Origin of the sequence: Gemmobacter nanjingensis (genome assembly GCF_014652195.1) — a bacterium.
GTDB classification, from domain to species: domain Bacteria; phylum Pseudomonadota; class Alphaproteobacteria; order Rhodobacterales; family Rhodobacteraceae; genus Gemmobacter; species Gemmobacter caeni.
Genome location: NZ_BMYI01000029.1, coordinates 1 through 12215, shown reverse-complemented (window position 1 = coordinate 12215; position 12215 = coordinate 1). Strand labels below are relative to the sequence as shown.

Genomic DNA, 12215 nt, shown 5'->3' with positions numbered 1-12215 from the left:
GTCGTGATAGAACCGCCGCTGTCGCGCAACCCTTAAATCGGGTCATCCTCAATTTGTGTGGTGCAGAGGAAGCATTCGGGCCCTGAGCAAGTTCGGGCCGGCTCGCCCATACATCGCGCGCTTCAAGGTCTTCAATCGGTTGATCTGGCCTTCGGCTTGACCATTGCTCCACTCCATTTCGATCGCATTCCTGACCGCATCAATGTCTCTGTTCAAGGTTCGGGCGAACCGCACGATGGGCGCCAGGTCCGTTTCGATCGCATCGTCGATCCAGGCGGGCAGCGGGTCTGCTTTTCGACCACGCAAGATGCCATTGAAACGCATGGCGAGGCGCCGCATTGTTGTGAAGGCAGGCGAGCCTTCCTTGAGAACTTCGACTTTTCTCGCCTGTTCCAAGGTGAACTTTCCTCTTGGTTTGATGCAGAGTGCGGCCGCGATAACCGGGGAAATCGCGTGCCCGGTTTCCGGGTCCCGGACCGGTGCAAGGATCTGATCTTCCTTGATGGGTCCCTCCTGTTCCTGTTTTTCGGTTCTGCGCCATCCGGCCAAGAGCCGCTGCAAGTTTGACAGGCTGCCCTCGTAACCACGTTCTTGGATCAAAGGGAGCAGTGCATTGCCGCTGCGAATACCGTTCTCCCAGCGTTGCTTCAGGTACTCTTCAAAATACCATGCAGACGAGCGTTTGAGGACCGCGCGCTTTCGGTCCGGTGGCGTCTCGAACTGCAGCCATTTCGCGACGCTACGTCGGGGAAACCCCGTCCTCCGCCCGATCTCGCTGCACGTCAGCCCTTGCTGCCGAAGTGCCGAAATGGTCCTGAAAATCTCTTCTCGGGATTTGCGATGGGCAAGACGTGATTTCAGAAGGTTCTGAGCTGTGCTGATGTTGTCTGCATCGGAGAGTAAGGCCCTGCCAGTTGCACGACCGTGCAGGTTCATTTGCTCCTCGATTGCCATGCGAAGGTTCTGCACGATATGAAACCGGTCGGCGACCTGTTCCGCCTGCGGCGCTCCTTTTCGGGCGGCTTGGGCGTAGAGACCGCAGCGATCCCGGCTTATGACTTCCACCTCAGGATGACGCCTTAGCCAGTCGGTGCATGTGACGACATCACGATCTTCGAGAACATCGATGACGGCGCGACGCTCGAGGTCGATGATGATCGTCCCGTAGTTCTGCGACTTTCGCCAACTCCAATCATCGATCCCGATGATCCGTGCGCGTGGTGGAACAACTTGAGCTGCGCGTAGCAACTGTCGGAGAATAGTATCGTCACTGACCCGGATACCCAGTCGCCGCAAGAGCCGTTCAGCTGGGGTGCCGCCAGCGGCGTGCGCCACATGGCCTAAGAGTTGCGCCTGTCGAGACGTCCGGCGCGCATAAGGGGTCGCCACCGCCGCCTCGCGATCGGAGAACGTGCGGCGGCGGCAATCCGAGTTCAAACATCGCCATCGACAAACCCTGAGCTCGATCCAAACCGCTTGGCCCTGAGCAGGAAGATCCTCGATCCGCCGGCACCTCCAACCATGTCGCTGTCTTGAGGGCGTCCCGCACTCAGGGCAGGTGCCATTCGGAGCCAGTCTGCCAGATACGACCCATGCACCCGTCTCAGACTGGCGGAACTCACCAACCTCCACGTTGGCGGTTGGAGCCCAATGCTTCTTCGATACCACGGCCTGATCCCTTCAATCTGTGAAGCTCGGTCAGACCGTGACACACAAATTGAGGATGACCCCCTTTAAGGGCAACGCGACACCGGAAGGCGCGCCAGATCCTTCCCGCGATCGTGGATTTTTACGACATCTCAATTACTTGCCGCCCGGACGGCCGAACGGTCTTTGAGACCGGTCCGCGCCGCGCCGATGCAGCCCGCCTGGCCTGGACCATTTCGGACCGGAGCTGACGGGCCGCGTTTCCGGGACCGTCCCGCCGCCCCCCGGTCATCCGGGCCTAATAGACCACCAGCACCGGCGCCATCGCGAGCAGGGCCAGCACCGCCAGCATCACACCGACGAAAGGCAGCGCACCGGCGAAGATCGCCTCAAGCGAGACACGGCGATCGCCCAAAGCGGCGTGGATCGTGAAGATCGAGATGCCGAAGGGCGGGGTCAAGAGGCCCACTTCCACCGCGATCACTGTCAGGATGCCGAAATGCACCAGATCGAAGCCTAGGCTTTGCGCGATGGGCGCGGCGATCGGCACGACGATCAGCAGGATCGAGCTGCTGTCGAGGATCATGCCCAGAAGCAGGACCAGCAGCAGATAGACCAGCAGAAAGCCAGTGGCGCCGAGCCCGATCTCATGCACGAAGCGGCTGATCGCAGCGGGCACACCGGCCACGGCCAGCATCTGTCCGTAGAAGCCGGCCGCCACCAGCAGGATCAGGATCGACACGGAAACTGCGCCGGTATCAGTCAATACCTTCCACAGCCGGCCCTGCCCCAGGCTGCGGCGCAGCAGCGCCACGACAAGCGCGGCAAAGGCGCCGACGCCGCCGGCCTCGGTCGGGGTGAAATAGCCGCAGTAAAGCCCGCCGATCACCACGCCCACGAGCAAAACAATGGGGGCGCCCTTGGTGACCAGACCGCCCAGCCCCAGCCGCGGCGCTAGGGATTGCGCCGCCTGCTTCTCGCGCAGCTTCGCGGCATCAAACACCAGACCCGGCGCCAGCCAGGCGGTCAGCACGATCATCAGCGCGAAGACCAGCGCCAGAATCAGCCCGGGCACCAGACCGGCCAGGAACATCTTGCCGATCGAAACCTCGGCCAGCACACCGTAGATGATCAGCAGCAGCGAGGGCGGGATCAGCATGCCCAGAACCGAGCTGCCCGCGACCGTGCCGGTGGCGAAAGACGGGCGATAGCCGTGACGCATCATCTCGGGCACGGCGACGCGGGTGAAGACGGCGGCCGAGGCGATGGAAACTCCGGTGACCGCCGCAAAGACGGTATTGGCGGCGACGGTGGCGATGCCCAGGCCCCCCAGCACCCGATGCAGCAGCGCGTCGGCCACATCGAACGTGTCGCGCCCGACATTCGAGATCGACACCAGCTGCCCCATCAGCACGAACAGCGGAATGGTGGCGAACAGGTAATTGGCGACGCCATTGTAGCTCGCGATCGACATCAGCTTCAGCGCCATGGCCATATTGCCCCGCAGAAGCCAGACGCCCACGAAGGCCACGCTGATCAGGGCAATCGCGATGCGCATACCCAGAAGGATCAGCACCAGAAGAAGGCCTATCAGCAGAAGGCCGATGGTGACGCTGCTCATGGCCTAGATCTCCACCATCTCGTCGGGCTCGGTTGCCGGCTGGATCAGCGCGACCAAGAGGCCGAAGCCGGAGGCGATGCCGCTGATCACGATGATCAGCCGGAAAGGCAGCGTCGGCAGGGTCCAGACCCCCTGCACGCCGAAGAACTCGCTCCGACGCCAGGCCTCGGCCGTATCGGGCCAGGCCGACCAGGCGATGGCGAAGAAGATCGCCACGCCCAGCAGCGCGAACAGCGTGTCCAGAAGCCGCACCAGCCCGGGGGCGACCTGGCGGATCCGGCTCACCAGAAAGTCGGCCCGGATCATGTTGCCGCGCAGGGCCGATGCCGGCAGCATCAGGAAGACGATCGCCACGACCGAACGCGCGGCGATCTCGGCCACGCCGGTGACCGGATGGTCCAGGGCGTTGCGGCCCACGACATCGGCCATGATCAAAAGCATTAGTGCAAAGATCCAGACCGTGCCAATGGCGGCCATGGCGTCATAGGCATTCTGCAGGCCCCGCCGGAACGGCGGAACCTGGGGCTGCGATGTGGTTGAAGACTCTGCCATGATGCTGCGGTCCCTGCGCTCAGACGCCCTTGGTCCAGTCGCGTGCGGGCGTGATGCCCCGCGCGGCCAGCGCATCGAAATATGCATGCAGTACGGTCTTAGCGGCCTCGCCATTGGCGCTCAGCCAGGGCTCGACGATATTCGGCAGCTTGGCCGCCCATTCGGCCTTCTTCGCCACGTCGAATTCGATGATCTCCAGCCCCGCCGCCTGCATCTCGGTGATCGCCTGGGTCGAGCGTTTGGTGACATAGGCGCCATGCGCGGCCGAGGTCAGGCGGCCGGCCTCGACGATCGCATCGGCCACTTCGGGCGGCAGGCGCGCCATGAAATCCAGGTTCGCCGCGATCCCGCCGAAATACATCGAGCCAAAGCCCACCCGTGCCAGCATCGGCGCCACTTCATAGGTGCGCGTGGGCTGGATGCCCGAGGCGAAGGACAGCGTGCCTTCCGACACGCCGGTCTGGATATCGGTGTAATAGGTGGTCAGCGCGCCATCGACCGGGGTTGCGCCGGTGCCCGCCAGCCAGTTAGCCGAAGTGCCCGGCGCGGAAAGCCGGCGATTGGCCACATCGGCCACCGAATTGATCGGGAAATTCGCGTAGATGTCATAGCTGTCGGTGATCAAGGATGACAGGTGCAGCATGTTCTGCGCGGTCCAGCTGTCCTTCAGATCGGGCAGCGTCGCCGTCAGCTCGTCGAAGATCTCGATCACCGTCAGCGGATCGTTATTGGCGAAAGGCGTGTAATAGGTGATGTTCTGCAAGGGCATGGCCGAGGCTTCCCAAAGCGTGCCCACCATGCCGATATCGACGATCCCGTCGCGCACCGCGGCGCGGGTGTCCGAGAATTTATACAGCGTGCCGCCGTAATTCTCGTGCCAGTTGATGGTGTAATTGCCACCCTTCTCGGCCAGGATCCGGTCCACTTCGGGCTGCAACGCGTTCTGCATCGCATAGACCCAGATATTCGTGGTCGGGTGGCTGGAGCCGATCTGGATGTCGATCGCCTCGGCCGCGCGGGCGCGGCGGGCCAGGAACGGAAGCGCAAGCGCGCCGCCGGTTGCGGCGATGAAGCTGCGTCTGGTCGTGGCGGTCATTCTGGTTTCCTCCCTGTTGCGCGGCCCACGGCTTTCCTCCGTCCGCGGTGCCGTGGCGTTTCAGTCAGTCGTGGTCGTCGTCTCGTTCAGCACTTCGGCGAAGCGGGTGAAGAATTCATCGGCCAGTTTGGCGGCGGTGGCCTGGATCAGCCGGCTTCCCAGCGCAGCAAGCTTGCCCCCCAGCAAGGCCTCCGCCGTATAGGTCAGCAGCGTGCCCTCACCTTCCGGCGCCAGCGTCACCCTTGCCGCGCCCTTGGCAAAGCCCGCGATCCCGCCCGAACCCTTGCCCGACAGGGTGCAGGCGAAGGGTGGCTCCTTGTCGGCCAGTTCGACCTCGCCCTTGAAGCGGGCCGAGACCGGGCCGATCTTCAGCTTCACCGTGGCGGTGAAGGCGTCGTCCGAGGTCTTCTCCAAGGCCTCGCAACCCGGGATGGCGCGGGCCAGCACTTCGGGTTCGAACAGCGCGCGCCAGACGGTTTCGGGCGGCTGGCTCAGGCTGTGGCTTCCGGTCAGTTCCATGTCTCATCCCGTTCGCTCGGACCGATGCCCAGAGCGGCCAGGATGCGCGCCGGGGTCATCGGGGTTTGGCAAAGCCGCGCGCCAAAGGGGCGCAGCGCATCGTTCACGGCATTCATCACCGCAGATCCGGCAGCGGCGGTGCCCGCCTCGCCCACGCCCTTGGCGCCAAGGATCGTGTCTTCGGTGGGCGTCTCGACATGGCCGATCACGATATCGGGCATCTCGCCCGCCATCGGCACCAGATAATCGGCCAATGAGCCGTTCATCAGCTGCCCGGCATCGTCGTAAAGGCATTCTTCATACAGCGCCGCGCCCAGGCCCTGCACTACGCCGCCGCGGATTTGTTCATCGACCAGCAAGGGGTTGATGATCCTGCCGCAATCCTCGACCACCCAATGTTTCAACAGCTTGACCAAGCCTGTCTCGGTGTCGACCTCGACATAGGCGGCCTGCACGCCATTGGTGAAGCCGAAGGGAAAGCCCTGCGGCGCGAAATGCTGGGCGACCGAAAGGGAATTGTCGGTGCCTTCGGGCAGCGTGTCGGGCCGGTAGGTGGCAATCCGCGCCAGTTCCGCCAGCGAAAGCCTTTCGGCCCCGCTGGCTGCATCGACCACCGCGCCGCCCTTCAGCGCCAGACTGTCCGGCGCCGCCTGAAGGATCGCCCCGGCGATGCGGCACAGCTGTTCCGCCAGCTTCCGCCCCGCCCGAAGCGCTGTTTCCCCGCCGATCCCGGCGCCGCGGCAGGCCCAGGTCGCCCCGCCCGAAGGCGTGGCATCGGTGTCGCCCGTCACCACCTTTACCTGATCCGGCGCCAGACCCAATTGGTCGGCGACGATCTGGGCGATAATGGTTTCGGTGCCTTGCCCCTGTTCGGTGACGGAAATCGCGCAATGTGCCTCGCCCCCCGGGGTCAGCCGCACCACCGCCCCATCCTGGGCTGAAATCCGCGCCCCGCCCACGCCATAGAAGGCCGCGCCGGGATTAGTGATCTCGACAAAGGTCGCCAGACCGATGCCGCGATAGATGCCGTTTTCGCGCAGCGCGGCCTGTTCGGCGCGCAGCCCGTCGTAATCCATCAGCGCCCGCAAGCGTCGCAGGCTTTCCTGATGCGACAGCTTCTCGAACCTATAGCCTGTGGCCGAGGCGCAGGGGTAAGCGTCATCCGCCACCACATTCTTCGCCCGCATCTCGAACGGGTCGAGGCCCAGCTTTTCCGCCGCCAGATCGATCAGCGCCTCGGTCACCTGCACGGCGATCGGATGGCCCACGGCGCGGTATTGGCTGGTCTGCACCTTGTTCTGGAACAGCACTTCCAGCACGCCGTGATAATCGGGCATCGCATAGGGCGCGCCCATCAGGCGGATCACCTGATTGCCCTCGGCCACCGAGGTGCGGGGATAGGTGGAATAGGGGCCGATCAGCGTGCGGTCCAGCACCTCCATCGCCAGCACATGGCCCTTCGCATCCAGCGCCATCCGCGCCTGCACCTTGTGGTCGCGGGCATGGATGTCCGAGTTGAAGCTTTCCAGCCGGTCGGCCAGGAACCGCACCGGGCGGTGCAGCTTCAGACTGGCGGCCACGGTGGCCATTTCCTCGTGATAGAGATGCAGCTTCATCCCGAAACTGCCGCCCACATCGGGCGAGATCACCCGCACGCGATGATCGGGCAGGCCGAACTGGCGGGCATAGACATCCTGGAACTGGAACGGCGTCTGGGTGCCGTGATGCACGGTCAGCTGGCCGGATGAGGGGTCGTAATCGGCCACCACTGCCCGCGGCTCCAGCGTCACGGCGGTGTGGCGGCCAAAGCGCCATTCGCCTTCCACCACCAGCGCCGCCCCGTCGAAGGCCGCGGCAGCACCTTCGGTCTTCAACTCGGTGCGGTAGCACAGGTTCGAGGTGCTGGCCTCGGCCGCCGCCGGCATCTCGGGGTCCAACGCCGGGGCAAAGCCCGAAACGGCGGGCAGTTCCTCGATATCCAGCAGGATCTTCTCGCAGGCATCCTCGGCTTCGGCCCGGGTCCGGGCGATCACCATGGCGACCGGATGGCCGACCCAAAGCACCTCGCCCTCGGCCAGGATATTCTGCGCCGGGCTGGTCATGCCGGCGAAATGGCCCAGAACCCCGGTCCAGTCCTGGCACAGCGGGTTCAGATCGGCGGCGGAATAGACGGCGATCACCCCGGGCGCTTCCCGCGCCTCGTCCAGATCCAGCGCCACGATCCGTCCATGCGCCATCGGGCTGCGCAGGAAGGCCGCATGCACCATGCGCGGCAAAGCCAGATCCGAGACATAGGCGCCCCGCCCGGCCAGATGGCGCAGCGCGTTGCGGCGCAGATGCGGCTGGCCGATATGGGCCGGACGGTCGGGGACGAAATTCCGGCTCATGCCGCGCCCCGCTTTTCGGCCGTGGCGGCGATGGCGTCGACGATGGCCTCATAGCCCGTGCAGCGGCAGTAATTGCCCGACAAGGCCTCGCGGATTTCCTCGCGCCCCGGCACAGCCTCGCGTTTCAACAGCGCCTGCGCGGTCATCAGCATGCCCGGGGTGCAATAGCCGCATTGCAGCGCGTTGCGGGCGTGGAATTCCTCCTGCAGATCGGCGATCTCGCCCGTGGCATCCAGCCCCTCGACGGTGGTCACCGCACAGCCCTGCGCCTGCACCGCCAGCGTCAGGCAGCCATGCACCGGCTTACCGTCCAAAAGCACCAGACAGGCACCGCAGACGCCCATCTCGCAGCCCAGATGCGTGCCGGTCAGCCGCAGATTGTCGCGCAGCACATCGGCCAGCGTCTGGCGCGGCTCGACTAGGATCTCGACGGCTTCGCCGTTGATCTGAAATTCAACCGCCTGTTTCACGCCCATTCCCCTTGAACACGCCGCAACAGCCGGCCCAGCAGCACGCCCGCCAGATGCAGCCGGGTCGCGGCCGGCAAGACCGGATCCTCGCTAGGTTCGATATCCTGCGCGACGGCCGCGCAGGCCGCAGCGATTGCGGCCTCGTCCAGCGCCCGTCCCACCAGCGCGGCCTCGGCCGCCACGGCGCGCATCGGCGTCAGCCCGACGCTGTGAAAGACAATATCGGCACTGCCGATCAGCCCGGCCTCGGGCACCAGCCGCAGCGCCGCGCCGACCATGGCGAAATCGCCACGCCGCCGCGCCAGTTCGGCGAAAGCAACGCGCTGGCCCGGCGCCGGCGGCGGGATCAGCACCGAACGCAGGATCTCGCCCGGCTCCAGCGCCGTGGTGTAAAGGTCCAGGAAGAACTCATCCGCCGCGATCTGGCGGGCCCCGTCCGGCCCCTCGACCTCAAGCACCGCGCGTAGGGCGCGCACCACGGCCGGAAATTCCGAGGCCGGATCGGCCAGAACCAGATTGCCGCCGAAGGTCGCCCGGTTGCGGATCGCCGGATGGGCGACATGGCGCGCGGCCTCGACCAAAAGGGGCGCATGGTCCGCCACAAGCGGATCCTCCAGCAACACCGCATGCGGCGTGATGGCGCCGATGCGCAGGCCCTCGGGCCCGACCGACAGGCCGGCCAAAGCGGAAATCCGCGAAATGTCGATCAGCAGCGCCGGCGCCTGCAACCGCAGCGACAACGAGGGCACAATCGAATGCCCGCCGGCCAGATAGACCGCTTCGCCCTCCGAACGGGCATAAAGATCCAAGGCCTGCGGAAGATCCTCCGCAAGCCGGTATGCGAATGGCGGCGCCTTCATTGCTCCCTCACAGCCGGTCAGGCCGGGCTCCACCCCCAACTTCTGACCAGTTGGTTACAAATGACAGGCGCAGCGATTCCGCGCAAGCATAAAAATGACCGCTTGGTTACATCTTTGGGATTTGCTATTCTGGCTCCGGAATAAAGAAAGCCCCTGCGATGGAAGACAGCGACGCCTCCGGGTCAACGCCCCGGCGCAAGAACATGCGCCGCGACGACCGCGACCAGCAGATCCTGGAAGAGGCGGTGCGGTTCTTCGCCGAATGCGGCTTCGAGGGGCAAACGCGCGAACTGGCCAAGCGGCTGGGCGTGTCGCATGCGGTGATCTACCGGCATTTCGACAGCAAGGAGGCGCTGATCGAGCGGGTCTACGAACATGTCTATACCAGCCGCTGGCGCAGCCAGTGGGAAGACTGGGTGACCGATCGCAGCCAGCCGCTGGAAGCCCGGCTGATCCGCTTCTACTGTGACTATGCCGATTGCGTGTTCGAATATGAATGGGTGCGGATCTTCATCTCGTCGGGGCTGAAATCCTATGGCCTGCCGGAGCGCTATCTAGCCATCGTCCGCGACCGCATCATCCGCCCCGCCGTGGCCGAGGCGCGGCACGAACTGGGCCTGCCCGAACGCCCGCCGACCGAGCCCGAGGAAGAGCTGTTCTGGGGCCTGCATGGCGGCGTCTTCTACATGGCGATCCGCAAATTCATCTACGGCACCGGAATCGCCGAAGATGTCGGCAGCGCCGTCACCCGCACGGTCAAGGCCTATCTGTCGGGCATTCCGTCCCTGTTGTCTGCCGAAGAACATGTCAAAGGGCCTCCAGATCTTGCGGGCGGACCATCGCAGAAGGCCGGCGTATGAGGACGGTCTGTCTCAATGTCCGTCCCGCAAGCGCATGAAGCTGATCGGCCGGGGCCAGGCCCAGGTCATCCGCGGCGCATCAGATTTCGGCAATCGGCAGCTTGCGATAGCGCTTGCCGGTGAGCTTTCCGAGAGCGTTGGCAAAAGCCGGTGCCGCCAGCGGCGCCGGGCATTCGCCGACGCCGGTCGGTCGGTCGGCGCTGTCGACCAGATGCACCTCCATCGCCAGCGGCGTATCGCCCATATAGGCGGGCACATAGTCGAAGAAATTCGACTGCTGCACGATGCCATCCTGCAACGATATCGCCGATTGCGGCAGGACCTGTGACAGGCCGAAGACAAAGCCGCCCTCGAACTGGCTGGCCACCGACAAGGGATTGACCGCAAGTCCGCAATGCACTGTCACCAGCACGCGATGGATCCGCGGCACGCCGTCGAGGATGGACATGTCAAGCAGGCAGGCGCTGCGCTGATAATCGCTCAGCGCCGTTCCAACCGCATGACCCGGTTCCAGACCAGCCAGCCATGGCCCACTTTTCTCTTTCAGCAACGACAGCACGGCGCGGGACTTCGGCACATCGTCGCGCAAAAGACCCATGCGGTAGTCGATCGGGTCGACGCCGGCCCGATCGGCCAGTTCCTCGATCAGTGTCTCCATCACGAAGGAACTGTGGGTATGGCCGATCGAGCGCAGCGACAGCGTCGGCACATTGACGTTGGGATGATGGGCCGAGACGTGAAAATTGCCGAAACCATAGGGGCAGTCGGCAATCCCCTCGACAGCCAGAAAATCGACGTCGTTCTTCACAAGGAACGGCTCGCCGAAATTTCCGCTGCCCAGCAGGAAGGACTGGCCGGCGACGACATGCCGCCAGGCTGCGGGGCGCCCGTCACCGCCGATGGCGATCTCGGCGCGATGGGCGAAGGCGGGGCGGTAGTAACCGCCGCGAATGTCGTCCTCGCGCGACCACATCAGCTTGACCGGGATGCCCGGAAGCCGGCTGGCAAGCGTCGCCGCTTCGCGCTCCAGATGCAGGTCCATCGTGCCGCGCCGCCCGAAGGTACCGCCCCCGGGCAGTACGTTGAGCCGCACCCGGTCCGGCGCCAGCCCCAGAATGCCAGCGATCGCTGCCTTCTCCATCGTCGGGCTCTGGCCCGCCGTCCAGACCTCGGCGCTGTCACCATCATTGCGGATCGTGATCGCCAAGGGGCTCCATCTGGCCATGCGCCAGATAGGGAAACTCGAACTCGGCCTCGATCCGGCTGTCTGCGGCGCTGCGGTCAAACGCCGAGGTCTCGCCTTGGTCCAGCCAGGGCTTTCCCGGGCTACGGACAAGCTGCAGATAGCGCTCCGACAATTCGGCACTGTCGACCCGTTCGACACCCGACATGTCCCATGTCACCTCTAGCAGGTAGCGGGCACGGGTCGCCGTCCAGAACCCGTCAGCCACCACGGCCACAGCCGAGCCGCGGACCAGCGGGATCTCGAAGATGTCATGCACGCCGGGCACCGCCCGAGCGGCACTGTCGTCAAACCCGGCGACGCTGGCGCCGAAGACCTCGGGCCGGGCCAGCACCGCGACCTTCATGCCGGGAAGGACAAAGTCGATGGCATAGACGAAACTGCCGTCGCATTTCTCGGCGCTGTCCAGCCTTGGCACCGGCCGGCCAATCAGGCGGAAGGCCTCGGGCGTCTTCAGCACCACGGCTTCAGGCGGCGACAGCTTTGCGACATCCTCTGCCAGCGAGGCATAATGTCGCGTTGCCGTTAAATAGGCTCTGCCTCAATCTGTGTGGCGCACTATCCTGAGAACGGGAAGATTCAGGAGGGATAGTGGTGATTTCAAGGAAGCACTGGTCGCCCGGGAGCGATGTTTCCGTTCAAAGCGTTGAGCGGCGCGATTCCGGCGGGTGGACTGTATCCGGCAGTCTGACACCAAACGGCATCTGCCCAGACTGTGGATTGCAATCGCGACGTCGTCACGGCTGGCGGCGTAGGCGGCTGCAGGATTATCCCGCCCATGGTGACGGGGTTACGGTAACCCTCTGGGTTTGCCGTTGGCGATGTTTGGCACCCGCCTGCCCGCGCCGGACTTTCTCGGACCAGATCGGCTCGATTGCGCGTCCTTTTGCGCGGCGCACTTCGCGTGTCGGGGAAATTGTCAGCCATCTTGGGCACGCGACCGGCGGGCGGCCTGCCGAG

At 64.7% G+C, this 12215-nt stretch carries 12 protein-coding genes; 2 read left to right on the top strand and 10 right to left on the bottom strand.

Annotated features, from left to right (window positions below):
• Window positions 1-48 precede the first annotated feature (48 nt).
• The 8 genes from IE126_RS23605 to IE126_RS23570 all read right to left on the bottom strand — a co-directional run bounded on the left by IE126_RS23605 (window position 49) and on the right by IE126_RS23570 (window position 9152).
• Window positions 49-1668: an ISL3 family transposase gene (locus tag IE126_RS23605; protein ID WP_456071391.1), complete on the bottom strand. Its 1620-nt coding sequence runs from the start codon at window positions 1666-1668 to the stop codon at window positions 49-51.
• Window positions 1669-1945: 277 nt separating this feature from the next.
• The gene (locus IE126_RS23600; protein WP_189382650.1) at window positions 1946-3268 is read right to left on the bottom strand and encodes a TRAP transporter large permease; all 1323 of its coding nucleotides are present in this window, start codon (window positions 3266-3268) and stop codon (window positions 1946-1948) included.
• 3 nt (window positions 3269-3271) lie between these two features.
• The gene (locus tag IE126_RS23595; protein WP_189382648.1) at window positions 3272-3820 is read right to left on the bottom strand and encodes a TRAP transporter small permease subunit; all 549 of its coding nucleotides are present in this window, start codon (window positions 3818-3820) and stop codon (window positions 3272-3274) included.
• 19 nt (window positions 3821-3839) lie between these two features.
• Complete coding sequence (locus tag IE126_RS23590) at window positions 3840-4916, bottom strand: C4-dicarboxylate TRAP transporter substrate-binding protein (RefSeq protein WP_189382646.1); 1077 nt, start codon at window positions 4914-4916, stop codon at window positions 3840-3842.
• A gap of 60 nt (window positions 4917-4976) precedes the next feature.
• The gene (locus tag IE126_RS23585) at window positions 4977-5435 is read right to left on the bottom strand and encodes a CoxG family protein (RefSeq protein ID WP_189382644.1); all 459 of its coding nucleotides are present in this window, start codon (window positions 5433-5435) and stop codon (window positions 4977-4979) included.
• Window positions 5426-7822, bottom strand: a complete 2397-nt coding sequence (locus tag IE126_RS23580; RefSeq protein ID WP_189382642.1) for a xanthine dehydrogenase family protein molybdopterin-binding subunit — start codon at window positions 7820-7822, stop codon at window positions 5426-5428. Before IE126_RS23580 ends, IE126_RS23585 begins: the two co-directional genes overlap by 10 nt.
• Window positions 7819-8298, bottom strand: a complete 480-nt coding sequence (locus tag IE126_RS23575; RefSeq protein ID WP_189382640.1) for a (2Fe-2S)-binding protein — start codon at window positions 8296-8298, stop codon at window positions 7819-7821. Before IE126_RS23575 ends, IE126_RS23580 begins: the two co-directional genes overlap by 4 nt.
• On the bottom strand, window positions 8289-9152 hold the full coding sequence (locus IE126_RS23570) for an FAD binding domain-containing protein (protein WP_189382638.1): 864 nt from the start codon (window positions 9150-9152) through the stop codon (window positions 8289-8291). The genes IE126_RS23575 and IE126_RS23570 overlap by 10 nt, the downstream gene beginning before the upstream one ends.
• A 158-nt stretch (window positions 9153-9310) precedes the next feature.
• Between IE126_RS23570 and IE126_RS23565 the strand changes: the two genes are divergently transcribed.
• Window positions 9311-10012 carry a TetR/AcrR family transcriptional regulator gene (locus IE126_RS23565; RefSeq protein ID WP_229825844.1) on the top strand — a complete coding sequence of 234 codons (702 nt, stop codon included), beginning with the start codon at window positions 9311-9313 and terminating at the stop codon, window positions 10010-10012.
• Window positions 10013-10091: 79 nt separating this feature from the next.
• On the opposite strand, the gene IE126_RS23560 is transcribed toward IE126_RS23565, so the two are convergent.
• Both IE126_RS23560 and IE126_RS23555 read right to left on the bottom strand, forming a co-directional pair.
• Window positions 10092-11219, bottom strand: a complete 1128-nt coding sequence (locus IE126_RS23560; protein ID WP_189382636.1) for a molybdopterin cofactor-binding domain-containing protein — start codon at window positions 11217-11219, stop codon at window positions 10092-10094.
• Window positions 11197-11715 (bottom strand): hypothetical protein, encoded by a 519-nt coding sequence (locus IE126_RS23555; RefSeq protein WP_189382634.1) that lies wholly within the window; start codon window positions 11713-11715, stop codon window positions 11197-11199. The genes IE126_RS23560 and IE126_RS23555 overlap by 23 nt, the downstream gene beginning before the upstream one ends.
• 131 nt (window positions 11716-11846) lie before the next feature.
• On the opposite strand from IE126_RS23555, the gene IE126_RS26425 reads away from it, so the two are divergent.
• On the top strand, window positions 11847-12215 hold a 369-nt coding region (locus IE126_RS26425; RefSeq protein ID WP_456071390.1), incomplete at its 3' end, for a transposase family protein.

Bases quoted from the DNA above. Each gene is read 5' to 3' on its own strand.
- IE126_RS23600 (WP_189382650.1), bottom strand. From the start codon at position 3,268: ATGAGCAGCGTCACCATCGGCCTTCTGCTGATAGGCCTTCTTCTGGTG.
- IE126_RS23595 (WP_189382648.1), bottom strand. From the start codon at position 3,820: ATGGCAGAGTCTTCAACCACATCGCAGCCCCAGGTTCCGCCGTTCCGG.
- IE126_RS23590 (WP_189382646.1), bottom strand. From the start codon at position 4,916: ATGACCGCCACGACCAGACGCAGCTTCATCGCCGCAACCGGCGGCGCG.
- IE126_RS23585 (WP_189382644.1), bottom strand. From the start codon at position 5,435: ATGGAACTGACCGGAAGCCACAGCCTGAGCCAGCCGCCCGAAACCGTC.
- IE126_RS23580 (WP_189382642.1), bottom strand. From the start codon at position 7,822: ATGAGCCGGAATTTCGTCCCCGACCGTCCGGCCCATATCGGCCAGCCG.
- IE126_RS23575 (WP_189382640.1), bottom strand. From the start codon at position 8,298: ATGGGCGTGAAACAGGCGGTTGAATTTCAGATCAACGGCGAAGCCGTC.
- IE126_RS23570 (WP_189382638.1), bottom strand. From the start codon at position 9,152: ATGAAGGCGCCGCCATTCGCATACCGGCTTGCGGAGGATCTTCCGCAG.
- IE126_RS23565 (WP_229825844.1), top strand. From the start codon at position 9,311: ATGGAAGACAGCGACGCCTCCGGGTCAACGCCCCGGCGCAAGAACATG.